16 protein-coding genes are annotated in these 21,978 nt (G+C 62.6%); 7 read left to right on the plus strand and 9 right to left on the minus strand.

The features are described from left to right. Positions 1–88: 88 nt before the first annotated feature. The 3 genes from nirD to GFU70_RS14095 all read right to left on the minus strand — a co-directional run bounded on the left by nirD (position 89) and on the right by GFU70_RS14095 (position 4,110). Positions 89–475, minus strand: a complete 387-nt coding sequence (gene nirD / locus GFU70_RS14085; protein ID WP_116642211.1) for a nitrite reductase small subunit NirD — start codon at positions 473–475, stop codon at positions 89–91. Then, positions 475–3,036, minus strand: a complete 2,562-nt coding sequence (nirB, locus tag GFU70_RS14090; RefSeq protein WP_153388259.1) for a nitrite reductase large subunit NirB — start codon at positions 3,034–3,036, stop codon at positions 475–477. The genes nirD and nirB overlap by 1 nt, the downstream gene beginning before the upstream one ends. Positions 3,037–3,486: 450 nt before the next feature. Then, positions 3,487–4,110 carry a TetR/AcrR family transcriptional regulator gene (locus tag GFU70_RS14095; RefSeq protein WP_153388260.1) on the minus strand — a complete coding sequence of 208 codons (624 nt, stop codon included), beginning with the start codon at positions 4,108–4,110 and terminating at the stop codon, positions 3,487–3,489. Positions 4,111–4,196: 86 nt separating this feature from the next. Between GFU70_RS14095 and GFU70_RS14100 the strand changes: the two genes are divergently transcribed. Continuing rightward, positions 4,197–4,829, plus strand: coding sequence for an NAD(P)H-dependent oxidoreductase (locus tag GFU70_RS14100; protein ID WP_058543698.1), 633 nt, complete (start codon positions 4,197–4,199; stop codon positions 4,827–4,829). A gap of 2 nt (positions 4,830–4,831) precedes the next feature. On the opposite strand, the gene GFU70_RS14105 is transcribed toward GFU70_RS14100, so the two are convergent. Beyond that, on the minus strand, positions 4,832–6,394 hold the full coding sequence (locus GFU70_RS14105) for a L,D-transpeptidase family protein (protein WP_153388261.1): 1,563 nt from the start codon (positions 6,392–6,394) through the stop codon (positions 4,832–4,834). Positions 6,395–6,556: 162 nt separating this feature from the next. Here GFU70_RS14105 and GFU70_RS14110 point away from each other — a divergent pair, with 162 nt between their 5' ends. Beyond that, positions 6,557–7,240, plus strand: a complete 684-nt coding sequence (locus GFU70_RS14110) for a murein L,D-transpeptidase catalytic domain family protein (protein ID WP_058543713.1) — start codon at positions 6,557–6,559, stop codon at positions 7,238–7,240. Positions 7,241–7,507: 267 nt separating this feature from the next. Beyond that, a complete protein-coding gene (locus GFU70_RS14115; protein WP_058543700.1) occupies positions 7,508–8,455 on the plus strand; it encodes a class I SAM-dependent methyltransferase in 948 nt (315 codons plus the stop codon). Between the two features lie 377 nt (positions 8,456–8,832). On the opposite strand, the gene GFU70_RS14120 is transcribed toward GFU70_RS14115, so the two are convergent. Continuing rightward, positions 8,833–13,935 carry a leucine-rich repeat domain-containing protein gene (locus GFU70_RS14120; RefSeq protein WP_153388262.1) on the minus strand — a complete coding sequence of 1,701 codons (5,103 nt, stop codon included), beginning with the start codon at positions 13,933–13,935 and terminating at the stop codon, positions 8,833–8,835. Between the two features lie 132 nt (positions 13,936–14,067). Further along, complete coding sequence (locus tag GFU70_RS14125; protein ID WP_058543702.1) at positions 14,068–15,018, minus strand: LysR family transcriptional regulator; 951 nt, start codon at positions 15,016–15,018, stop codon at positions 14,068–14,070. Between the two features lie 124 nt (positions 15,019–15,142). Between GFU70_RS14125 and GFU70_RS14130 the strand changes: the two genes are divergently transcribed. Genes GFU70_RS14130 through aldA form a run of 4 tightly spaced genes read left to right on the plus strand, consistent with a single transcriptional unit; the run spans position 15,143 to position 19,898 of the window. Beyond that, positions 15,143–16,438 (plus strand): MFS transporter, encoded by a 1,296-nt coding sequence (locus GFU70_RS14130; RefSeq protein ID WP_116642208.1) that lies wholly within the window; start codon positions 15,143–15,145, stop codon positions 16,436–16,438. Between the two features lie 17 nt (positions 16,439–16,455). Further along, positions 16,456–17,655: an L-rhamnonate dehydratase gene (gene rhmD, locus GFU70_RS14135; RefSeq protein ID WP_116642207.1), complete on the plus strand. Its 1,200-nt coding sequence runs from the start codon at positions 16,456–16,458 to the stop codon at positions 17,653–17,655. Further along, positions 17,652–18,452, plus strand: coding sequence for an aldolase/citrate lyase family protein (locus GFU70_RS14140; RefSeq protein ID WP_153388263.1), 801 nt, complete (start codon positions 17,652–17,654; stop codon positions 18,450–18,452). Before rhmD ends, GFU70_RS14140 begins: the two co-directional genes overlap by 4 nt. Positions 18,453–18,464: 12 nt before the next feature. Then, complete coding sequence (aldA, locus tag GFU70_RS14145) at positions 18,465–19,898, plus strand: aldehyde dehydrogenase (RefSeq protein WP_153388264.1); 1,434 nt, start codon at positions 18,465–18,467, stop codon at positions 19,896–19,898. A 70-nt stretch (positions 19,899–19,968) separates the two neighbouring features. Here the strand turns inward: aldA and GFU70_RS14150 are convergent, their stop codons facing one another. The 3 genes from GFU70_RS14150 to GFU70_RS14160 form a co-directional block, all read right to left on the minus strand. Then, positions 19,969–20,295 carry a four-helix bundle copper-binding protein gene (locus tag GFU70_RS14150; protein WP_081264413.1) on the minus strand — a complete coding sequence of 109 codons (327 nt, stop codon included), beginning with the start codon at positions 20,293–20,295 and terminating at the stop codon, positions 19,969–19,971. 124 nt (positions 20,296–20,419) lie between these two features. Further along, complete coding sequence (locus GFU70_RS14155; protein WP_116642204.1) at positions 20,420–21,022, minus strand: LysE family translocator; 603 nt, start codon at positions 21,020–21,022, stop codon at positions 20,420–20,422. Positions 21,023–21,076: 54 nt separating this feature from the next. Beyond that, positions 21,077–21,913 carry an AraC family transcriptional regulator gene (locus GFU70_RS14160; RefSeq protein WP_058543708.1) on the minus strand — a complete coding sequence of 279 codons (837 nt, stop codon included), beginning with the start codon at positions 21,911–21,913 and terminating at the stop codon, positions 21,077–21,079. Positions 21,914–21,978 lie beyond the last annotated feature (65 nt).

Consider the following 21,978-nt stretch of genomic DNA (forward strand, 5'->3'; position numbering starts at 1 on the left):
CGCTCGGTTGCGTAGCGACCGTAAGATTTTTTGGGCCGCTGCGCAGCCCAGCGGGGATAAATCCCCTCGCCACAAATGGGTAAACTGGTCAGTCCTGGCCAATCTCCACCACATCACCATTGAGCCGCACCGGCCATACCCGCAGGCTTTGCTCCGGGTATTCCAGGCAGTGGCCGTCTTCCAGGCGGAAATGCTGCTTGTACATCGGCGAGGCAATCACCAGGTCGCCCTTGATGCTGCCCAACAAACCGCGGCCGATGACGTTCGCACCGGACTTGGGGTCGCGATTGTCGATGGCGTACAGCGGCTTGTCCTGATGCTCGGGCAGGTACAGCAACGCCACTTGGCTGCCGTCGTGCCAGGCGACCACGCCAGAGTTGGGCACCAGGTCGTCGCGGCTGCACAGGGCGCGCCATTGCAGCGGTTGTTGGGCGACATCGCGGACAGGAATACGAACGACGTTTGACTGGCTCATCAGAGCACCTCCTCGGTAACGGGAATCAGGTGGAGTTCGTGGGCGTGAACCGGCCGGCGCTGGCCGCGTTCCCTGACGAAATGAACATCCGGATCGCCGCGCCCGTCATTGACGAAGGTGCGGAAACGCTTGAGCTTCTCCGGATCCTTGAGGGCATTGGCCCATTCGCATTCGTAGCGGTCGACCACCAGTTGCATCTGGGCTTCGAGCTCGGCGCCCAGGCCCAGGCTGTCGTGGATGATCACGTCCTTGAGGTAGTCCAGGCCGCCTTCCAGGCTTTCGCGCCAGACCGAGGTCCGTTGCAACTTGTCGGCGGTGCGGATGTAGAACATCAGGAAGCGGTCGATGTAGCGGATCAGCGTGGCGTCATCCAGGTCCGTGGCAAACAGCTCGGCGTGACGTGGGCGCATGCCGCCGTTGCCGGCCACGTAGAGGTTCCAGCCCTTCTCGGTGGCGATCACGCCGACGTCCTTGCTCTGGGCCTCGGCGCACTCGCGGGTGCAACCGGACACCGCGAACTTGAGCTTGTGCGGCGAGCGCAGGCCTTTGTAGCGATCCTCGATGGTCAGGGCCATCTGCACGCTGTCCTGCACGCCGTAGCGGCACCAGGTGCTGCCCACGCAGGATTTCACCGTGCGCGTGGATTTGCCGTAGGCATGCCCGGTTTCGAAACCGGCTTCGATCAGCTCGGCCCAGATGTCCGGCAACTGATGCAATTGGGCGCCGAACAGGTCGATGCGCTGGCCGCCGGTGATCTTGGTGTAGAGGTCGTATTTCTTGGCGACCACGCCGATGGCGATCAGTTTGTCGGCGGTGATTTCCCCACCAGCGATACGCGGCACCACTGAGTAGGTGCCGTTTTTCTGCATGTTCGCCATGAAGGTGTCGTTGGTGTCCTGCAACGGCACCAGGGACGGGTCCATGATCGGCTGGTTCCAGCACGACGCCAGGATCGAGCCCACCGCCGGCTTGCACAGGTCGCAGCCAGTGTGACCACGGCCGTGCTTGGCCAGCAGTTCGTCGAAACTGATGATGCCTTCGACCCGCACCAGCGCATACAACTCCTGGCGGGTGTAGGCGAAATGTTCGCACAGGCTCTTGTCGACGCTGACGCCGCGGGCCGTCAATTCATGCTCGAACACTTGCTTGACCAGGGCCGCGCAACCACCACACCCGGTACCAGCCTTGGTGTCGCATTTGAGCTGGCCCAGATCGGTGCAGCCACCGTCGATGGCTGAGCAGATCGAGCCCTTGGTGACGTTGTGGCACGAGCAGATTGTGGCGGTTTCGGGCAGTGCCGCAGGGCCCAGGGTCGGGGCGCCTTCGGACGATGGGAGGATGAGGCTGGCAGCGTCCTTGGGCAAGGCGATGCCGTTCTGCATGTATTGCAGCAAGGTGTCGTAGTAGCTGTTGTCGCCTACCAGCACTGCACCGATCACACGCTTGCCGTCGGCGTCGACCACCAGTCGCCGGTAGCTGGCGCTGGTTTCGTCGATGAATTGAAAGCTGCACGAACCCGGCGTGTTGCCATGGGCATCGCCGATGGAGCCGACGTCCACGCCGAGCAACTTGAGCTTGGTGGACATGTCGGCGCCGGTGAACGCTTCAGCGCTTTCGCCGCACAGCCGGGCCGCGACGTTGCGGGCCATCTGGTAGCCCGGGGCGACCAGGCCGAAAATGCTGCCGTTCCAAGCCGCGCATTCGCCGATGGCGTAGATGTCCGGGTCGCTGCTCTGGCAATGGTCGTCGATCACCACGCCACCGCGCGGGCCGATCTGCAGGTCGCTTTGGCGAGCCAAGGCATCCTGGGCACGGATGCCGGCGGAAAACACGATGAGGTCGGTTTCCAGGAAATCGTCGGCGCCGAAGTTCATCCGATAACGGTACTGCTCACCGGCGCTGATGGACTGGGTGCCCTTGGACAGATGCACGCCGACGCCCAGCTTCTCGATACGGGCCTTGAGGGCCAAGCCGCCCTGGGTGTCCAATTGCACCGGCATCAGTCGGGGGGCGAATTCCACCACATGGGCTTCGAGGCCCAGGGTCTTGAGGGCATTGGCCGCCTCCAGGCCCAGCAGGCCGCCACCGACCACCACGCCACGGCGCGCATTGCTGGCGGCCGCGCGGATCGCGTCCAGGTCCTCGAGGGTGCGATAAACCAGGCACGAATCGCCTTCGGCGCCTTCAATCGGTGGCACGAACGGGTAGGAACCGGTGGCGAGCACCAGCTTGTCGTAGTGAAGGCGATCATGGGCGGTCACCACTTGATGCGCGTCACGGTCGATTTCCAGTACCGGCACACCCAGGTGCAACGTGACGCCGGGAGTCTGGTACAACGACGCTTCGCCAAGGGCCAGGGACTCGGCATCGCGTCCGGAGAAATACTCGGACAGATGCACGCGATCATAGGCACGCATCGGCTCTTCGCTGAATACATGCACGCGGTAGTGATTGAGGGCACCGCGCTCGATCAATTGCTCGACGCAGTGATGGCCGACCATGCCATTGCCGATCACGATCAGCGTTTGCAGCTTGTTCAGAGAAGCAACGTTGGAGTTCATAAAAGCACCCGACAAAAGCCCATCACGATTTTGAAAGCAAAAAAAAGACGCCTGAAACCTTGCGGTTCCAGGCGTCTTTGCCTGTTCTGTGCGGTATCGGCCCGGCGACTGCGCCCTGACCTACCGTTGTCCCCCGGCCTGCTGGCACTCGATCTTCGTTGACCGACGGGGTTGCCCACTCGACTGTATTCGCGGCGGGCCTGGATAGCCTCTTGCAGCGAGCGTGCCAAACCTCCTTCACAACCCTGTTCACGCCCTCCCGATCAGCCACACCCCCTGTGGGAGCGGGCTTGCCCGCGAAGACGCCAGCTCAGTCACCGCAAGCCAACCGGCGCCCACCTCCGCTGCGCAAGCCCCGCCAACTGCCTTGCGATGGTGCGATCACCCCGCCTGCGGCTTCATAAAAGTGCAGCCAGCCCTGAGGAGAGGCTTGCTCGCGATAGCGGTGGTTCAGCTTGAAGAGGTCTCGACGGTCCTGGTCACCATCGCAACGATACTGACCAGCAGCTCTTCCTTCGCCTCGTGAGCGCTGATCTCCCCGGTGGCAGCAGCATTGGACAGGGCCTCTGCCGCCCCCAGCATCGCCCGCAAACCGGCCTGGGTGATGCCCTTCGTGCCGGCGAACGGTTCCAGCACGGCGCGGCACTTGTCGAGGAAAATTCCCTCGTATTCCCGCTTGATGCGTTCCAGTTCCGGCGAGCTGGTCAACGCCGCGATCACCCCGGGAATCTCTCGGCCTTGCAACAGCACACACTCGACGTAGGAACAAGCAATCACCGAAGCCCTGCTTTGCAGGGTGGCGTCGCTCGCGTCCAGGGCCGCGTCCATCAGCGCGGTCTGGCGGGCGTCGAAATCCTGGTACAGCGCCGCCAGCAACCCGGACCGGGTGATGAAGTGGTCGTAGACGATGGGCTTGGTCACCCCCGCCTGGTCCGCCAACCGAGCCAGCGTCAGGGCGTCGCTGCCCGCCTCGCGCACCAGTCGCCAGGCGACATCCAGCAATTGTCGTTGCCGGTCATGCCGGGATAAACGACGACGGGGTGAAGACTGCGAATGTTCGTCAGTGCTTGACATGCTAACTTTACCAATCGCAACTTACTAATCGTAACTTAACCCAGCATACCTGTCTTCCAGACTGCCTGACCAGAAGGAGTTTCGCCATGCATGCACTCATCGTCATTGCCCATCACGACCCACGCTCCCTCACCCACAGCCTGGCCGGAGAAATCGCCGAGGGCATTACCCGCGCCAACCCCGCCAATACGCTCGAGATCGCCGACCTGGCCGCCGAAGGCTTCGATCCGCGTTTCAGTTTTGCCGACCATGCGGTCCACCATCGCGAGGCCGCGCCGCCTGCGGATGTGCTGGCCGAGCAAGCCAGGATCGACCGTGCCGATGCGTTGGTGCTGGTCTATCCGATTTACTGGTGGTCCATGCCGGCGTTGCTCAAGGGCTGGATCGACCGGGTGTTTTCCAACGGCTGGGCGTTCGATTTCAGCCTCGACAAGCCGTTTGCCCAACAACTGCAGCACTTGCGGGTGCACTTGGTGGCAGTCGGTGGCGCCGATGCCGACAGCTTTCAGCGCCACGGCTACGGCGAGGCGATGACCACGCAGATCGACCATGGCATTTTCGATTACTGCGGCGCCCGCGTGGTGAGTTCCCAACGTTTGCTCGAATCGGAAACCGCCGATCCGCACCTGCACTTGCAGGCCGCTCGCGTCATCGGCCAGCGGTTATTTGCAACGCTCGACGAGACCACGCACGGGCCAATCGCCACTGCCTGCGCTTGATCTCAGAGTGCGCGGCCATGGGCAGCAGACAGTCTGGCGTCACGCCCATAGATATCCGGGATATACATCGCCTGGCCCTGACTGTCCGCTTGTACTGTCCAGTACCCCAGCAGGATCGGCACGGGCCGGGCCAGCCTGAACTCATGGGTCGTCTCAGTGGCCAGTAGCGTGTCGGTGCGTGCACGCTCGGCCGGGCTTACCAGCAGGTCGCGCAAGTGCATCGCTTGTTCGATTCGCACACAGCCCGAACTGAAGGCCCGCGGACCTTTGCTGAACAGCGCCTGGCTCGGTGTGTCATGCAGATACACCGAGAACGGGTTGGGAAAGCGGATCGCCATTTTGCCCAACGGGTTCTTCGGACCTGGATCCTGGCGCAACATGAGGTTGCCCGGATGATCCCAGTCGACATCCTCCGCCTGCAACGGCAGGCCATCACTGTCGAGGATCCGCAGGTTGTTGCGGCGGAGAAACTCCGGATCACGGCGGATCTCGGGCAATTTGTCTTCACGCATGATGGTCGGGGGTACGGTCCAGCTCGGGTTGAGCGTCAGTCGGGTGATATGGGATTTGAGCAACGGTGTCTGCCGTTGCGCACGGCCTACCTGGGTGCGGGTTTGCCAGACCGGCGCGCCGCCTCGGTAAACCGTCAACTGGGCCGCCGCCACGTTGACCAGGACGCTGTCGGTTTCTACGTCCTGGGCCAGCCAGCGCATGCGCTCCAGGTTGATGCGCAACTGCTCGCGACGCATGGCCGGGCTGATGTTCAGCTCGGTAACGGTCCACGGTCCCACCACCCCATCGGCCTGCAGCGAATGCTGGGCCTGGAAGCTTTTCATCGCGTCTACCAGCGTGGGGCTGTAGTGCTCGTCGCTAAGCAGCGGCGGCGCGCTCAGGTAACCTTCGTTGAACAGTCGCTGGGCCAGTGCGGGTACGCGGGCGTCCTGCTTGTCCGGTTGCAGCAGCGGCCCACCCGGCACGGGTTGCCAGTTGGACAAAGGCTGTTGCCGCAGCCGGGCATAGAGGTCGCGCAGGTTGCGATAGAGGTCCAGGTTCGGCCGCGCCTGTTCAAAGGCATCGGCGACGTTCTGCAGGCCTAGCCCGGCGATGGCGAGCACCACGGCCTGATGATCCTGTGGCGGCGGGTTGGCCCTCCATACTGGCTCCAGCCGGTCTTGGGGCAAATAGCCGAAACGCAGGTCATGCAAGGCCTGCAGATAGCGCTGGCTGGTGGCGATGTCGACGCAATGACCGCCCTGGTCTGCGCCCTGGGCCGGCAGGCCATAGCTCGCGGGATCCAGGCCGTCGTCGGCCAGTTGTTGCAACTGGACCTGCAACGTCCTGCGTCGTTCGTCGTCCGACCAGACTTCCTGGCCTGCGTTTTGCTGATAGAACGCCTGCAAGTCGAGCAACGTCGGAAAGTCGCCGTCCGCCACCACGCCCGGGCAAGTGACCGCCAATTGCGCCAATGTGGTCTGCACGAGTGCCGGATCGCTATCTTCGGCTGTCGCGACCAATGGCGCAGTGAGCAATAAAAGGCTCAGGTAACATGCGGACTTTTTGAACAACTGCTTTACTCCAATCCATGGCCGTCTCGTTGACGGTGAATTTTGCGATAGGTACGACCCGCCATCATGCATACAAACAAAATCGGACGGGATGCCGCGAACGAACACCACGCTGGAAACGCTTCGCCTGTACAGGGCTTTTTGCGCCGAGTCTGTCTGGTCATCCTGGGCCTGGGTGCCATTTGCAGCCCGGCGCTGGCGGAAAAAAAGGCGAATTCGCAAACGCTTTACAACAGCCTCTCCCACGTAGCGCCGGAACTCAATCCCCTGGCGCTCAAAAGTGCCTTGAGCGCCATGCAATGTGCGCTCGCCAATGGCGCCAGCCAGGCCCGCCACCTGGCGGTCATCGACTACTCGCAACCCTCCACGGCCCGTCGCCTGTGGATCTTCGACCTGCGCCAGAAGAAGCTGGTATTGCGCGACCTGGTGGCCCACGGGCAAAAATCCGGGGAAAACTTCGCCACGCAATTTTCCAATCGCCTGGGCAGTTACCAATCCAGCCTTGGCCTGTTTCGCACCCAGGAGAGCTACCAGGGTGCCCACGGCTATTCGCTGCGCATGGACGGCCTGGAGCCAGGCTTCAATGACCTGGCCCGTGACCGAGCGATCGTGATCCATGCCGCCGACTATGTGAACCCGTTATGGAGCGTGCGCCAGGGACGCATCGGACGCAGCCAGGGTTGCCCTGCCGTACGCCCCCAGGTGGCGCGCCAGGTGATCGACAAGCTCAAGGGTGGACAATTCATGTTTTCCTGGTACCCGGACCCAAGGTGGCTCAAGCGTTCGGCGTACCTCAACTGCCAGCCGCAACAGGTTGCCAGTATTTTGGCTACAAGCGGCAGTTAGGTAGCACCTTGTTCCTGCTGGTTGTGTAGGAGCTGCCGAAGGCTCGGGCCGCGTTCGGACGATCTTTTGATCTTTCGCTTGGGATTTAAGTGTTGGGGGAAAGATCGCAGCCTCGTTGCACTCGACAGCTCCTACACAGCTCCTACACAGCTCCTACACGGGTCCTATGGACGCCGCGCAGCGGGAGCAAGCACCCTCTCCACAGGGATTGCGCCGGGTCCAGCTGCGGTTAAAATGCCGGCCTTTCGAATCCCTGGCGTTGCCTGAATGAATTGCGTAGCCCTTCAAACCCTTCACGTCCATTTGCTGACAGCCCTGGAGTCGGTGCCAGAAGAAACCCGGCGCCTGTTCCACGGCCGCGGGCGCTGCTGGCCGGGCCTGGAGCAGGTCACGGTCGACTGGTTGCAAGGGGTGGTGCTGGTCTCGCTGTTCAAGGAGCCGGAACCCACGCAGTTGGACGACTTGATCGCCACGTTGCTGGCGCTGACTGCATCGCCGGCCTGGCAACACAGCCAGGCCCATACGCTGGCGGTGCAGCACCGCTACCTGCCGCAAAGCGTCACCCAATGGCTGGTGGGCGAGCCCATTGACGAATGGACCCTGACCGAAGACGGCCTGCGTTACCGGATCGACCTGGGCAAGAAGCAGAACAACGGCCTGTTCCTCGACATGCGTTATGGCCGCGAATGGGTACGGGCCAACGCCGATGGCAAACGGGTACTGAACCTGTTCGCCTACACCTGCGGCTTCTCGGTAGCGGCCATTGCCGGCGGCGCGCAACATGTGGTCAATCTGGACATGTCCCGCGCGGCCCTGAGCCGAGGCCGCGACAACCATCGCCTCAATGGCCACGACCTGAGCCAGGTGAGTTTCCTCGGCCACGACTTGTTCAAGTCCTGGGGCAAGGTGATCAACAGTGGCCCTTACGACCTGGTGATCATCGATCCACCCACCTTCCAAAAAGGCAGCTTCCTGCTGACCAAGGACTATCAGCGGGTATTGCGCCGCCTGCCGGAACTGCTGACAGCCCACGGCACAGTCCTGGCCTGCAGCAACGACCCGGCAACCGGTTCGGACTTCCTCATCGACGGCGTTACCCAGCAAGCGCCGGGGCTGGTCTTCGAGAAACGCCTGGAAAACCCACCGGAATTTCCTGACGTCGACCTGGAATGTGGCCTCAAGGCGCTGGTCTTCCAGACGACGCCTGGCCACTGACGCCGCTAGGCTATGTAGGAGCTATGTAGGAGCTGTCGAGTGCAACGAGGCTGCGATCTTTCCCCAGCCCCCCGTATCTCAAGCGAAAGATCAAAAGATCGCAGGCTTCGCCAGCTCCTACAGGGCCCCGCTATGTAGGAGCTATGTAGGAGCTGTCGAGTGCAACGAGGCTGCGATCTTTCCCCAGCCCCCGTATCTCAAGCGAAAGATCAAAAGATCGCAGGCTTCGCCAGCTCCTACAGGGCCCCGCTGTGTAGGAGCTGTCGAGTGCAACGAGGCTGCGATCTTTCCCCAGTCCCCCGTATCTCAAGCGAAAGATCAAAAGATCGCAGGCTTCGCCAGCTCCTACCGGGCCCCGCTGTGTAGGAGCGCAGCTCCTACCGCGCTCCCGTCGTCCACCAGGCGCTGACCAGCTCAGTGGTTATCCGGCGCACCAATGCTTCGACCTCCCGACTCTTGAGCGAGCGGTAGATCGCCATGGTACGTCGCAACTGATCTTCAGTGAGCGTCACCGGCTGGTTTGTGGCCCAATCCACATCCGCTACGGCCTCCAGGCCCACGCGGTGCCAGACGATGCGGTCACCCTGCATGAACGACTCCAGCGGGCTGGGCAGGTCGGCATCCGGGTGCGCCAGGTTATCCAACAGAACCTGGGGCCAACGGGATGGATTCACCGGCCCACTGAACGCATCCACCAAATCGTCATCGACCACATCCCAGATCGCCAGCCCTTCGGACCAGTCCTGGGACATCAGCCCCAGATAGGGCCGCCAGGTCATCTCTCCGGTACGGGCGGTTTGATCATTGTTGTTGAAGGTGTCCTGGGCATCGCAGAGCCAATCAATGAAAGTCTCGCGGGTCATTTGCGCCTGATGCAGCTCGGCTAGCGGATAGCGCTGCGCCAGCCCGTAAGTCCAGAAGGCGTACTGCTCGAACAGGAAGCCTTCAAAAGGTACGTCGCGTTGCGCGAGACGAGCGCGCTGGACCGCTTCGAACATTGAGAAATGCAGTTCCAGCTCAGCAAGATCTGGCGGTTGTCGGTCCAGGCTACGCGCTTGCAGGCGCACGCGCAGCTGCCTCAGTTGTTGGTCGAAGTCCCCGATCAGTTCCGGCAAGGGCGAATAAGCGTCCTGATACCCGGTATAGCGCCGCAAAACAGTAGCAGCCCGCTGGCGATCCCCGAAGGCCACCCCGACGGGCGAGCTTACATCGGCGTCTCGCAGAGCGCCGGAGAACCAGTCGATGAATCGTCGGTCTCCGGGGTCGTCGCGAGCAACTTCCAGGGCCCGCTGAAAGTCGGGGGAGAGATACAGCCAGTCGTCGACGGTGTAGCGGAAAGCTTCCGGCGCCATTGCCCGAAGGGCTTGGATTTGTGCGCTTGGCAACGGATTGTCGTCCAGCCACAGCCCAACGGTATCGTCTCTTGGGCGCTCGACCAGGGCAGGCAGCAGGTCATCCTGAATGTTGGCGATACGATTGTTCCTGAGGTCCAGGATAAGCATGTCGGATGAAGGTCTCGATAAGACCGTCAAGACCAACGCCGGCACTCGATCAAGCCCGGTATTGGAAAGCTCCAGTTCCTGCAGGTTTACAAGTTCCGGCAAGTCCGGCAGGTCCCGGCAATTGTTGCCGCTCAGACGCAGGTCCTCCAAGCCAGTGGCCCTGCGCAGGAACGCACTGCCCTGCTCGTCCAGGCGTAAACCGCAGCGCACCAGGTCCAATGCACGCAACCGGGGTAAGGCGGTGATGGCTTGTAACTCCTGGGGCGTGAAATGCAAGTTGTCAGCCCATACCAGCTCACGCAGGGAGGACAATCCGCTCAGACGGTCGATGGCCGCGACCATGGCTGCACTGGCCCCGGCCTCCCCGCCGCTGCTGATCCCCGATAGATGCAACATCCGCACATGCAGCGCAGAATCGGCACCGAGCAAAGGAGCAAATACATCCGCGTCCATATTGAGCGGATTGTTGCTCAGTGACAGCTCTATCAGCGCTGGCAATTCGCTGGCAGCCATGGGCACCGCGGTGAGGCTGTTGTCGTGCAGGTGCAGCGTATCCAAATTGGGGAACATCCGCAGGAATGCCGAAGGGTCCTCGCTCAGCCCCATGTTCACCAGTACCAGCTCTTCTACATGTTCGAACCGCACACTGATCGGCGGCAAGCGGCCGATGTTGTGGCCCACCAGCCGCAACGACTGCTCGCCGCCCTCTTGGTCCGGATCCGGTGCGCGTCGCCAGGCACGGCGAATTTCTGCCGCAACGTCCTGGCGCAACGAGCGCCGCGTCTCGGCCTCGATACCGCTCTCGGCCGGGTGGTGAAGGCCCTCATGGATCTCCCATTGATGCAGCTCCTGATCCAACGTGGTCCATTGGTTTTCCCGTTGGGTGACCAAGTTCTCCACGCTCAAGCCCTGGCGACTGGCCTCTCTGGCCAGGATCTCTTGAAGCCTCGCCAGTTCTATTCCGGCATGGCTGGGATAGAGTCGCTCGAGACGCGCTTGCAGACTTGTACTCCAAACCTGCAACGGAAGCCGTCCACGCCCACTGAATGGGTAACCCAAGCGCCCGTTCAGCCATTGCGGACGGACGCCACGAGACCCCAGGGGTTTTATCAGCAAATAGGGACGCAGGCCTGGTCGATCATCAAGGGCTTGTGCGAGCAGCCAACTGCGAAGCGTGGCGCCCTGCCAGATGTTCAAGCCAAGCGCCTGGCGAGCGTCGTCCGGCAGCGCTCTGAGCAAGGCATCTTCCAAGTCCAGGGCATTGGCCAGCTCATTACCCTCATCGTCAAAAGGGCGGTACTGTTCGCCTTCCTGGCGAATGATTTTCAACGGCCCTGTTTCCCCCGCCTCCAGCGGGTTTTCAAGCTCGCGCAAAAACAGGCGCAGGCGCACCTGGCCTTTTAGTTGGGGAGCGCTACCGACCAGGCCCATGATGATGCGATCCCGATCAACACCACTTTCACCGCGATCCAGGGCCCGCAAGGCGCGGCTCAGGCGCAGCTCGCGCAGGGCTTCGGCGCATCGAGAGCCCAAGCCCTCTCCCACCCGTCCGTCATACAGGCGCACCCGGTCCTGGCCAAGGGCCTGGCTGGCAAGCTCGTTGGCGATGGATTCGGGCAAGCCTGGGAAAGCCCGGGCCACAGGGCCGGCCAGTGGATCGGCCTCAGTGGAACGGGTCATGGCGTCGACCACCCGCCGTGCATTGCGTTGCAGATACCGGCCCCAGCGCCCGGCCAACAGCCGACTGCGCTCCAAAGGCGACAAACTGAGACTGGCTTGGCCCAGCAATGAGGTCTGTTCAGGCGTGCTCAGCCCCGCCAGGATACGCTCCGCCCAGGCGTCATGTTCCAGGTCCGCCTTGTACAGGTAGAGCGAGCGCGTGTCGGCCATGTCTCCAATGGAATGCAGGGTCACGCCATCGTGGTAGCGCAACGTCAGGTCGCTGGGCCAACCCGGCAACTCCGCAACCGTCTGGACGATGCGCAAATGCCCGGCTCGTGGTGTTTCATTGCGCAGTAGCCGTCCAATGGTGTACTGCACTTGCTGCCAACACCTTGCCTCATCCAGTGCATCGGCGAGTATCGCCGGCATCGGCTGCCCCTCTACTTGCAGGTAACGCAGATGCGCATCGCTGATGCCGACCTGGCGCTGCAGGATAAAGATCGTATTGTCATCCAGTTCGGTCGGCGTCTCGGCGAAGTTGCGCAGCAGTTCCAGGCGGCCCCGTTGCAATGGGTTGCGATGTGCCCATTGCCAACCACGGGCACGGCTCCATTCCAGGGGCGGCCGCACGCCTTGATGCCCCGCCGGCAGGCGCAGGTCCAAGGCATCGTTCGTGCCTTGGACCTCGAAGTAGCGGTCATCGATTCGCACCCACGCCTCGTTGGTCGTGCGCCAGACACCCCAGGCGTCTTGCTCCGCTTCCACAGGAGGCAAGCGCCTGGCTTCAAAAGGCCGGACATCGCCATTCCACAGGCGTGTGGAGCCGTCACCCACAGGCATCGGTTCCACCGTCCCACCGACGAAACCCAGGTAGGCACCTTGGGCGATCCCGAATAAAACGTTGAAGATATGTTCGATACCTTCTTGGGCATGACCTTCATTGAACGCCTGGATACCTTCGAAGATTTCATACACCAGCCGCACGCCCCCGACCGCTGCCGCCGTCATGCCGATGGGCGCGCAGAACGGAAAGAACGTCGCCGCGAGCATGAGCGTGCGCTCGACAAGGCTTTCCCAGTAAGCGAGGCGCGCCATCAGCGCCTCCCGGTCCTGGGCCTCGGTGGAGACCATCAGCGCACTGGCATTGGCAAAGGCATGGGCACGCCATTCGTGATAACAGGCCGGCCAGGGCGCCTCTCGCAGATCAATCAAACTCCAGGATACCTTGGGCATAGGTACCCGAATACGGCCGCCGTCCTCGCCCCGCTCGCCCTCGCGCCATCCCGTGATACGGGCATAGATTTCCTGGATCACGTTGGGGTGAGTATCCACCTCCCACTCCACCTGATCATGCAGGGCCGCTCCCAGCCAGGCCTGCAAACGCAGCGGTAGGTAGCGCATCAGGCTTTCTCGATAGCTGCGTCTGCGTACCCGCTCGGTCAATTCAGCGGACATGGCTTGCAAACTGCTGAATTGCTTGAGCGGTGCCACCACATCATGGGGCATGTGCAGGACGATCGGGCGCACGCCTTGGGCGTCTCCTTGCACGCCCCAATACACCCGGGCACCGAACAGCGGGACCGACAACAGTTCCAGCGACTTGACCTCACAGGCCAAAGGCGCAACGGGCCGGGCTTGAAGTTGAATGCCGACAGAGGCCAGCAGCCGCTCACCGGTTTCATCGAGGCGCCCGTCCAACTTCGCCTCGTAGGCGTCATGAGTGAGCAGGCTGCGTGCATACGCCATATAGGCGCTGGCGATGGCAGGTACTTCGCCGCCAATGCGCGGCAGACGCCGTTCAAGCACCTTGCGGTAAGCGCCGCCGGCATCCATGCGCCGGCACAGACGCGCGAATTCGGCCGGGGTCGTGGGTAACAGGGTAGTGTCCGACGGCACGCCCCATGGGCGGAACTCTTGCGGCTTTCCCTGAATGAACAACTGGCCCTTGTTGTCGAAATCGCTGCCAGTGACCGCCTCGTCGGGCGCGTAATTGCGCATGGCCGCTTCCACCACCGACAGCGAGGGCTCATAGCTGTAGGGGCTGCGCCTGACCCTTGCCCGGCGTATGGCGTCGCCAGCACCGCCGAAGCCATTCACCGCAGGCCAGGCCTGTATTTCCGGCTGGACCTGCAGCAGGTTGCGCGTGAAGGTTTCCGGCGCGGGCAGGTCGACAAGCCGTGCGTTGAGTGCGTCGCTGTCGCGCTGCAATTGCTGGGTCAGGCTCTTGAAGCGCTGCTGTCGTTCTCGCGACGCTCGTTTCAGCCAGATGGGTAGTCTGGCCTGGATAAAATCGACATGGGTATCTTGAGTGGACACGATGGACCTCCTTCCTTGGGGTCGATTGGGCTTTCGAAATGCTGAAGCACACGGGATTGAAGTGCCTGCGATGCTCGCCAAAACAGGGGCTCTTTGAAACCGTCCAACCGTTGCAAGGGGTTGCGGGGCCCGTCAGTACGCCGCTTTTTCACCCGCCCGGCTGCGCAGCAGATCAATGAACAAGCCCAACTCCCGGCTCACCGGTTCGCCCTTGCGGCGCAGCAACCCGAATGGCGCCAGTTGCACATCCAGCGCCACCGGCAACGCCACCACCAGGCCCATCTTCAGGTAATCGCGCAAGGCGGTTTCCGAGAGCACCATGATCGCGTCGGTCAGTTGAATCAGTTGCTGCATGGAATACACCGAGCTGCACTCGATGATGTCCGCCGGCGTTGGCAGCGCCAGGCGTTGCAACGCCTGATCGAGGCCGATGCGCGCCGGGCTGGTTTCCGGTTGCAGGATCCACGGCCAGTCGCTGACCAGTTCGGCCAGCGCCAGTTTCTTGCGTCGCGCCAGGGGGTGGCCGGCGTGGACCACCACCAGCAAGCGTTCGTTGCCCAACTGTTCGAACGCGTAGTGCTCACTGTCGGTGGCCGCGTTGCGCCGGGCGATGGCCAGGTCGATGCGGCCCTGTTCCAGCAACTGGATCACCTGGTCGCTGGTGTCGCCCATGATGCGGATCCGCAGTTGTGGGTTGAGGGCCTTGATGCGGGCGATGGAGTCCATCACCAGGTCCGGCGCGGCGCCCATGATGGTGCCGATCGACAAATAGCCGTAACCGCCCTGCTGGCGCGCCAGCAGGTCTTCGGCGCAGCGGTCCAGGCCGCTGAGGGCCAACTCGGCGAAACGGATCAACTCCTGGCCCAGGGCGGTCGGGCGCATCCCCCGGGGCAGGCGCTCGAACAGATCGCAACCGAACATGTCCTCGATCTCGTGCAGCATCCGGGTCGCCGCCGGTTGCGACATGTTCAGGCTCTGGGAGGCGCGATGCAGGTTCTGGCTGGCGCTCAGGGCCACCAGCATGTGCAGGTGTTTATAACGCAGGCGGTTGAACAGGCTGCGGGACAGCACGGGATGGGTCATCGAGGGCCTCTTGTATCGATACCGTAAAGGTATCGCTTGTTAGCGAGATTCGATTTGTAACGCATCGTTAGCCGGCCGTACAGTCCAGCCCATAAGAACAAATACCTGCTAAAGGAACCCCGCGATGAAGACTCTTCCTGCGTCTGTGCTGGCCAAGATTTCCTGGCGTCTGCTGCCCTTCCTGTTGCTGATGTACATCATGGCGTTTCTCGACCGCGCCAACGTCGGGTTCGCCAAACAGGCCTTCCAGGCCGACTCCGGTATAGGCGATGCGGCCTTCGCCTTTGGTGCCGGGGTGTTCTTTGCCGGCTACGCGCTACTGGAAGTGCCGAGCAACCTGATCCTGCACCGCGTCGGTGCCAGGTTGTGGATGTGCCGGATCATGGTCACCTGGGGCCTGGTGTCGGCCGCCATGGTCTTTGCCCACGACGAAACGAGTTTCTACGTGCTGCGCTTCTTGCTGGGCGTGGCCGAAGCCGGGTTCTTTCCCGGTGTCATCCTCTACCTCACCTATTGGTTCCCCTCGGCGGCCCGGGGCAAGGCCATGGGCTTCTTCTATTTCGGCGCGCCGCTGGCGTTCATCTTCGGCAGCCCGCTGTCGGGCCTGTTGTTGGAGCTGGACGGTTTTGCCGGTGTTCAGGGCTGGCAGTGGTTGTTCGCCGTTGAAGGCCTGATGGCCTCGGCCGTGGGCATCTGGGCCTATTGGTACCTGGACAACCGCCCCGCCGATGCCAAATGGCTGACGGCAGAAGAGCGCCGTCAGGTCCAGGCGCTGCTCGATGCCGAGGACCAGCACAAACAATCCCACGGCCGCGGCTTGCTCAGCGTGCTGTGCCAACCCTCCGTGTTGTACCTGTGCCTGATTTACCTGCTGATCCAGGCCAGCGTCTATGGCGTGGTGTTTTACCTGCCGACCCAGGTGGGCGGCCTGATGGGCAGCAAGGTCGGGCTGATGGTGGGGCTGGTCACGGCAATTCCGTGGATCTGCGCCCTGTGCGCGGCCTATCTGATTCCCGGTTACAGCGACCGCACCGGCCAGCGCCGCCGTACCGCCGCGTTGACTTTGCTGATGGCAGCCGCCGGGATCGCCTGTTCGGTGAGCGTGTCCAGCCCATTGCTGGGGATCGTTGCCCTGTGCTTCGCCGCTTCCGGCTTCATCGCCGTGCAACCGGTGTTCTGGACCTTTCCGTCCAGCTACCTGGCCGGCAGCGCGGCAGCAGCGGGCATCGCGTTGATCAATTCCTTTGGCGCCCTCGGCGGCTTCATCGCCCCGGTGCTGAAAAATTGGGCCGAAGGCGCCTTCCACTCCCCCGCCGCGGGCCTCTACCTGCTCTCCGTTACTACCGTTATCGCCGCGTTGCTGGTGCTGGGTATCCACTCGCCCGGCCAACGCGCTTCGAAGACGCCTGCCACTGTTTAACTCAAGGAGCTGCACACATGGGTATTCCCACAATCAAACACGTTCGCGCCTTCGTGCTTCGAGGCGGCGGCGCGGATTATCACGATCAGGCCGATGGCCATTGGATCGACGATCACATCGCCACACCCATGAGCAAGTACCCGGACTACCGCCAGAGCCGTCGCAGTTTCGGCATCAATGTGCTCGGCACCCTGGTGGTGGAAATCGAAGCCAGCGATGGCACCGTCGGGTTCGCCGTGACGACCGGTGGCGAGCCTGCGGCCTACATCGTTGAAAAGCACCTGGCACGATTTGTCGAAGGCGCCCGGGTGACCGACATCGAGAAGATCTGGGACCAGATGTACCAGTCGACGCTTTACTACGGTCGCAAGGGCCTGGTGATCAACACGATATCCGGTGTGGACCTGGCGCTCTGGGACTTGCTCGGCAAGATCCGCCAGGAGCCGGTGCATCAATTGCTCGGTGGCGCGGTGCGTGACGAGTTGCAGTTCTATGCCACCGGGGCACGGCCGGACCTGGCGCAGAAAATGGGCTTCATCGGCGGCAAGATGCCGTTGCACCACGGCCCGGCCGAAGGCGAGCAAGGCCTGCGCAAGAATCTTGAAGCACTGGCAACCATGCGCGAGCGGGTCGGCCCCGATTTCTGGCTGATGCTCGATTGCTGGATGAGCCTGGACCTCAACTACGCCACCCGGCTCGCGGTCGGCGCCCACGAGTACGGTTTGAAGTGGATCGAAGAGGCGTTGCCGCCCGACGACTATTGGGGCTACGCGGCGCTGCGCAACAACGTGCCCAAGGGCATGCTGGTAACCACCGGTGAGCATGAGGCCACACGCTGGGGCTTTCGCATGCTGTTGGAAATGGGCTGTTGCGACATCATCCAACCGGACGTTGGCTGGTGCGGCGGCCTCACCGAACTGGTGAAGATCTCGGCCCTGGCCGACGCCCACAATGCGCTGGTGATCCCCCACGGCTCATCGGTCTACAGCTATCACTTCGTCGCCACCCGACATAACAGCCCGTTCGCCGAGTTTCTGATGATGGCGCCCAAGGCCGACGAAGTGGTGCCGATGTTCCACCCGCAACTGTTGGGTGAACCGGTGCCGGTGGAAGGCCGCATGCGCCTGTCTGCCCTTGACCAACCTGGCTTCGGCGTGACGCTCAATCCGGATTGCCAGTTGCACCGGCCGTATCACCGCGAAAGGAGCACGCCATGAACATGCCCCGCAACGCCTTCAAGGCCGCGCTCACCTCAACGCAAACCCAGTACGGTATCTGGGCCGGTTTCGCCAGCGGTTACGCCGCTGAAATCGTCGCCGGTACCGGTTACGACTGGATGCTGATCGATGGCGAGCACGCGCCCAACACCGTACCCAGCATACTCAGCCAGCTCCAGGCCGTGGCGCCCTATGCCACCTCGCCGGTGGTGCGGGCGGTGACCGGCGATACCAACCTGATCAAGCAGTTGCTGGATGTCGGTGCCCAGACCCTGATGATTCCCATGGTCGAAACCGCCGAGCAGGCCCAGGCCCTGGTGCGCGCCATGCGTTACCCGCCCCATGGCATTCGTGGAGTGGGCGGCGGCCTGACCCGCGCCACTCGTTGGGACGGTGTGGCGAACTACCTCACCACCGCCCATGAAGAACTGTGCCTGATCGTCCAGGTGGAATCGCGCACGGGTGTGGAAAACGTCGAAGCCATCGCTGCAGTGGAGGGCGTGGACGCGGTGTTCATCGGCCCCGCCGACCTGTCCATCGGCCTCGGCCATGCAGGCAACCCGGGGCATCCCGAGGTACAGGAACGCATCCGGCACGCGGTTGACGCCACCCTCGCGGCGGGCAAGGCCTGCGGCATCCTGGCGCCCAACGAAGCCGATGCGCGTCGCTATCAGGCTTGGGGCTGCCAGTTCATTGCGGTGGCCATCGACATCAGCCTGCTGCGCCAGAGCGCCCAGGCCACCCTCGCCCGCTATCGCGAACCGAGCGCCCCCCAAGCGCCATCGCGCACGTACTGAAAGGAGCTGTCCATGTCATCCGTTCCCGTATTCCAGAACTTCATCAACGGCCAGTTCACCCACAGCGAAACGCACCTGGACGTGTACAACCCGGCCACCGGTGCATTGCTGTCCCGGGTCCCGGCCTCCACTGCCAGCGACGTTGACCGGGCCTTGGCTGCCGCCCGCGCCGCGCAGCAAGACTGGTCAGCCAAACCGGCCATCGAACGCGCCGGCTACCTGCGGCGCATCGCCAGCAAACTGCGGGAGAACGTTGCGCACCTGGCACGCACCATCACCCTGGAACAAGGCAAGATCAGTGCTCTGGCCGAAGTGGAGGTGAACTTCACCGCTGACTACCTCAACTACATGGCCGAGTGGGCCCGGCGCATCGAAGGCGAAATCATCACCAGTGACCGCCCTGGGGAAAACATTTTCCTGTTCCGCAAGCCCCTGGGTGTGGTGGCGGGCATCCTGCCGTGGAATTTTCCGTTTTTCCTGATTGCTCGCAAAATGGCCCCGGCGCTGTTGACCGGCAACACCATCGTTATCAAGCCCAGCGAAGAAACCCCGAACAACTGTTTCGAATTCGCCCGGTTGGTGGCCGAAACCGATTTGCCACCCGGCGTATTCAACGTGGTGTGTGGCGACGGCCAAGTGGGCGCGGCCTTGAGCAGTCACAAAGGCGTGGACATGATCAGTTTTACCGGCAGCGTTGATACCGGCTCGCGGATCATGACGGCGGCTGCGGCGAACATCACCAAACTCAACCTGGAGCTGGGCGGCAAGGCCCCGGCCATTGTGTTGGCAGACGCTGACTTGGCGTTGGCGGTCAAGGCGATTCGCGACTCGCGGATCATCAACACCGGTCAAGTCTGTAACTGTGCCGAGCGGGTCTACGTGGAGCGCAAGGTCGCCGATCAATTCATCGAACGCATCAGCGCGGCCATGTCCGCCACTCGCTACGGCGACCCGCTGGCCGAGCCTGATGTCGAAATGGGCCCTTTGATCAACCGCCAGGGCTTGGACAGCGTCGAGCGCAAAGTGCGGACCGCCCTGCAGCAAGGTGCCAGCCTGATCAGCGGAGGCCGCGTGGCAGACCGCCCCGACGGCTTGCACTTCCAACCCACCGTACTGGCCGGTTGCAACGCCTCGATGGACATCATGCGCGAGGAAATCTTCGGTCCGGTATTGCCCATCCAGATCGTCGACGACCTGGACGAAGCGATCGCCCTGGCCAATGACTGCGACTATGGCCTGACCTCTTCGGTCTATACCCGGGACTTGAGCCGCGCCATGCACGCCATTCGAGGCCTGGACTTTGGCGAGACCTACGTCAACCGCGAAAACTTCGAAGCCATGCAAGGGTTCCATGCCGGGGTGCGCAAGTCCGGGGTGGGCGGGGCCGACGGCAAGCATGGTTTGTATGAGTACACCCATACCCATGCGGTGTACTTGCAAAGCTGACCTGCGATAAACCAAGGCCTGGCGAGAAGCGCTTGCCCGTCAAGCTAAGCGCCCTGCCAGGCCGTGGTCATCAAGCTGCCATTCGCTCACACGCGTCGGCACAAGACCGGCAGGCTTTTGCACAATCCTGGCAGTGTGTCGATTCGTGTTTGCCACACTCCTCACCACATGCACGGCAAATAGCCGCGCACACGCTGCACAGTTGTGCGGCGACGCGGCTGTCGCGCTTCATGAGCGTGGCGGCAAGCCGACAAAGGTCGGCGCAGTCACGGTCCAGTTCGATGCACTTGGCCATCATCTGTACGTTCTGCTCACGCAGGCAAGAAGCCGCGCAGGTTTCACAGGCCATGGCGCAGGCGATGCATTCGGCTATGCAGGCTTCGTAACGACTGTTCATGGAAATCTCCTGTTGCGAGGTCGATTCAAGGGAGTTGTACCGCGCCTGAACAAGGGCGATATAAGGTCCGACTCAGCCTTCAGTCCGGAGGTTTCGAAAAAAAAATTACAATTTTGTCAGTCGCTCAGACCACCAAGGTCAACCACGCCGACACCAGCAGCATCACCGCCATGACCCGATTGAACCGTCCCATCGCCACGGCGGAACGGCAGAACCGTGCGGCGCCGCGGCCCAGGCAGGCCCAGACGGTCATGCATGGGATCGAAATGGCGAAAAATGCCAGGGACAGCCAGAGGACCCGCACGGTGCGGTCGGCCTCGGCACCCGCGAAAACGCTGACCACCGCCAACGCCATCATCCAGGTTTTCGGGTTCACCAACTGCAACCCGGCGGCCCCTGCCAGGCCCAGCCGCGGGCCTTCGACGGGACGCTGCGGGTCGATGGCCTGGGCCGGCGCGCTGAAAATCTGCCAGGCCATCCAACTCAACCAGGCGATGCCCGCCCATGAGAGCAGCGTCTGAATCGTCGCATGGCGCGCCAACACGTCTCCCAACCCGGTGCCGACCAAAAGCACCAACAAGGCCGCCGCCGCGCAGGCGCCGAGGATGATCGGCACGGTGGTTGCCAGGCCGAAACGCGAGCTATGGCTCAACACCAGGATATTGGTCGGGCCCGGGGTGATGGAGGCGACAAACGCGAACAAGGCAAACGGCAGTAACTGGTCCATGGAGCAACGTCTCGGTGAATGATCGATCGCTTGATCATCCCCATGAAGCCGTGGTCAGTCTGGAACAATTGAGCAGCGCTTGCGGTAGTCCGCCGGGCTCAGGCGATAGGCGCGCTGGAACCAGCGACCCAAGTGGCTTTGGTCGGCAAAACCGAGCATGGCCGCCACTGCCACGGCGCTCTCGCCACAGGCCAGCAGGCGTCGGGCGCGGGCCAGGCGCAACTGGATCAGATAGGCATGGGGCGCGAGGCCGAAAGCCGCCTTGAACGCACGAGTCAAGCGGAAACGATCCACGCCGGTGACCTGCGCCAGGTCATCCAGGCCGATGTCTTCGCTCAGGTGACTGTGCAGGTAGTCTCGGGCCTGCTGCGCCACCAACGGCAGCCGTGGATCCGGGTTGATCCGCGCCCGCCAGTGCAGGTGTTGGGTGAGGTTGGCCAACAGGGTATCGAGGGCCGTCTGGCGCACGATGCGGATCTCCTGCTCATGCAGGCTCTGGAAGGCCATGGCCGTGGCACTCGCCAGCCGCGCGTCGTCAGTCAGGGTGGCCGCAAACCCGAGTTGGGCGTTGTCCGGTGCCACGTCGAACAAGGAACGCAATTCACGTTCCAGCCATCGGGGTTCCAGGTACAACGTACGGTAGGTAAACCCGTGTTCATGGGGGGCGTTGCCGTCATGCAACTCGCCGGGCTCAAGCAGGAATACTTTACCCGGCGTGCTGTTGTGCTGCTGGCGCCGGCAATGAAACTGCTGCACGCCCTGCTCGGTCACACCCACCAGATAAGTGTCATGCCAGTGGGGATCATAGGCATGCCCCTCGAAATGCGCGTGCACGGTCTCGATACCGGACGTGGCGTCCTGCTTGAGATCGATCCAGTTGCGCGCTGTCATGCCCCGATCCCGCTGAGTGAATGTGCTCTTGGCAGATTAACTGCCGATGAGGAGAGTGTCTGGAA

This window comes from Pseudomonas brassicacearum, assembly GCF_009601685.2.
GTDB classification, from domain to species: domain Bacteria; phylum Pseudomonadota; class Gammaproteobacteria; order Pseudomonadales; family Pseudomonadaceae; genus Aquipseudomonas; species Aquipseudomonas kilonensis_B.

Excerpts from the sequence above, each read along its gene's own strand:
- nirB (WP_153388259.1), bottom strand. The coding sequence starts at position 3,036 with ATGAACTCCAACGTTGCTTCTCTGAACAAGCTGCAAACGCTGATCGTG.
- GFU70_RS14155 (WP_116642204.1), bottom strand. The coding sequence starts at position 21,022 with ATGGACCAGTTACTGCCGTTTGCCTTGTTCGCGTTTGTCGCCTCCATC.
- GFU70_RS14160 (WP_058543708.1), bottom strand. The coding sequence starts at position 21,913 with ATGACAGCGCGCAACTGGATCGATCTCAAGCAGGACGCCACGTCCGGT.
- GFU70_RS14100 (WP_058543698.1), top strand. The coding sequence starts at position 4,197 with ATGCATGCACTCATCGTCATTGCCCATCACGACCCACGCTCCCTCACC.
- GFU70_RS14130 (WP_116642208.1), top strand. The coding sequence starts at position 15,143 with ATGAAGACTCTTCCTGCGTCTGTGCTGGCCAAGATTTCCTGGCGTCTG.
- GFU70_RS14095 (WP_153388260.1), bottom strand. The coding sequence starts at position 4,110 with ATGTCAAGCACTGACGAACATTCGCAGTCTTCACCCCGTCGTCGTTTA.
- aldA (WP_153388264.1), top strand. The coding sequence starts at position 18,465 with ATGTCATCCGTTCCCGTATTCCAGAACTTCATCAACGGCCAGTTCACC.
- GFU70_RS14150 (WP_081264413.1), bottom strand. The coding sequence starts at position 20,295 with ATGAACAGTCGTTACGAAGCCTGCATAGCCGAATGCATCGCCTGCGCC.
- GFU70_RS14125 (WP_058543702.1), bottom strand. The coding sequence starts at position 15,018 with ATGACCCATCCCGTGCTGTCCCGCAGCCTGTTCAACCGCCTGCGTTAT.
- GFU70_RS14140 (WP_153388263.1), top strand. The coding sequence starts at position 17,652 with ATGAACATGCCCCGCAACGCCTTCAAGGCCGCGCTCACCTCAACGCAA.
- nirD (WP_116642211.1), bottom strand. The coding sequence starts at position 475 with ATGAGCCAGTCAAACGTCGTTCGTATTCCTGTCCGCGATGTCGCCCAA.
- rhmD (WP_116642207.1), top strand. The coding sequence starts at position 16,456 with ATGGGTATTCCCACAATCAAACACGTTCGCGCCTTCGTGCTTCGAGGC.
- GFU70_RS14115 (WP_058543700.1), top strand. The coding sequence starts at position 7,508 with ATGAATTGCGTAGCCCTTCAAACCCTTCACGTCCATTTGCTGACAGCC.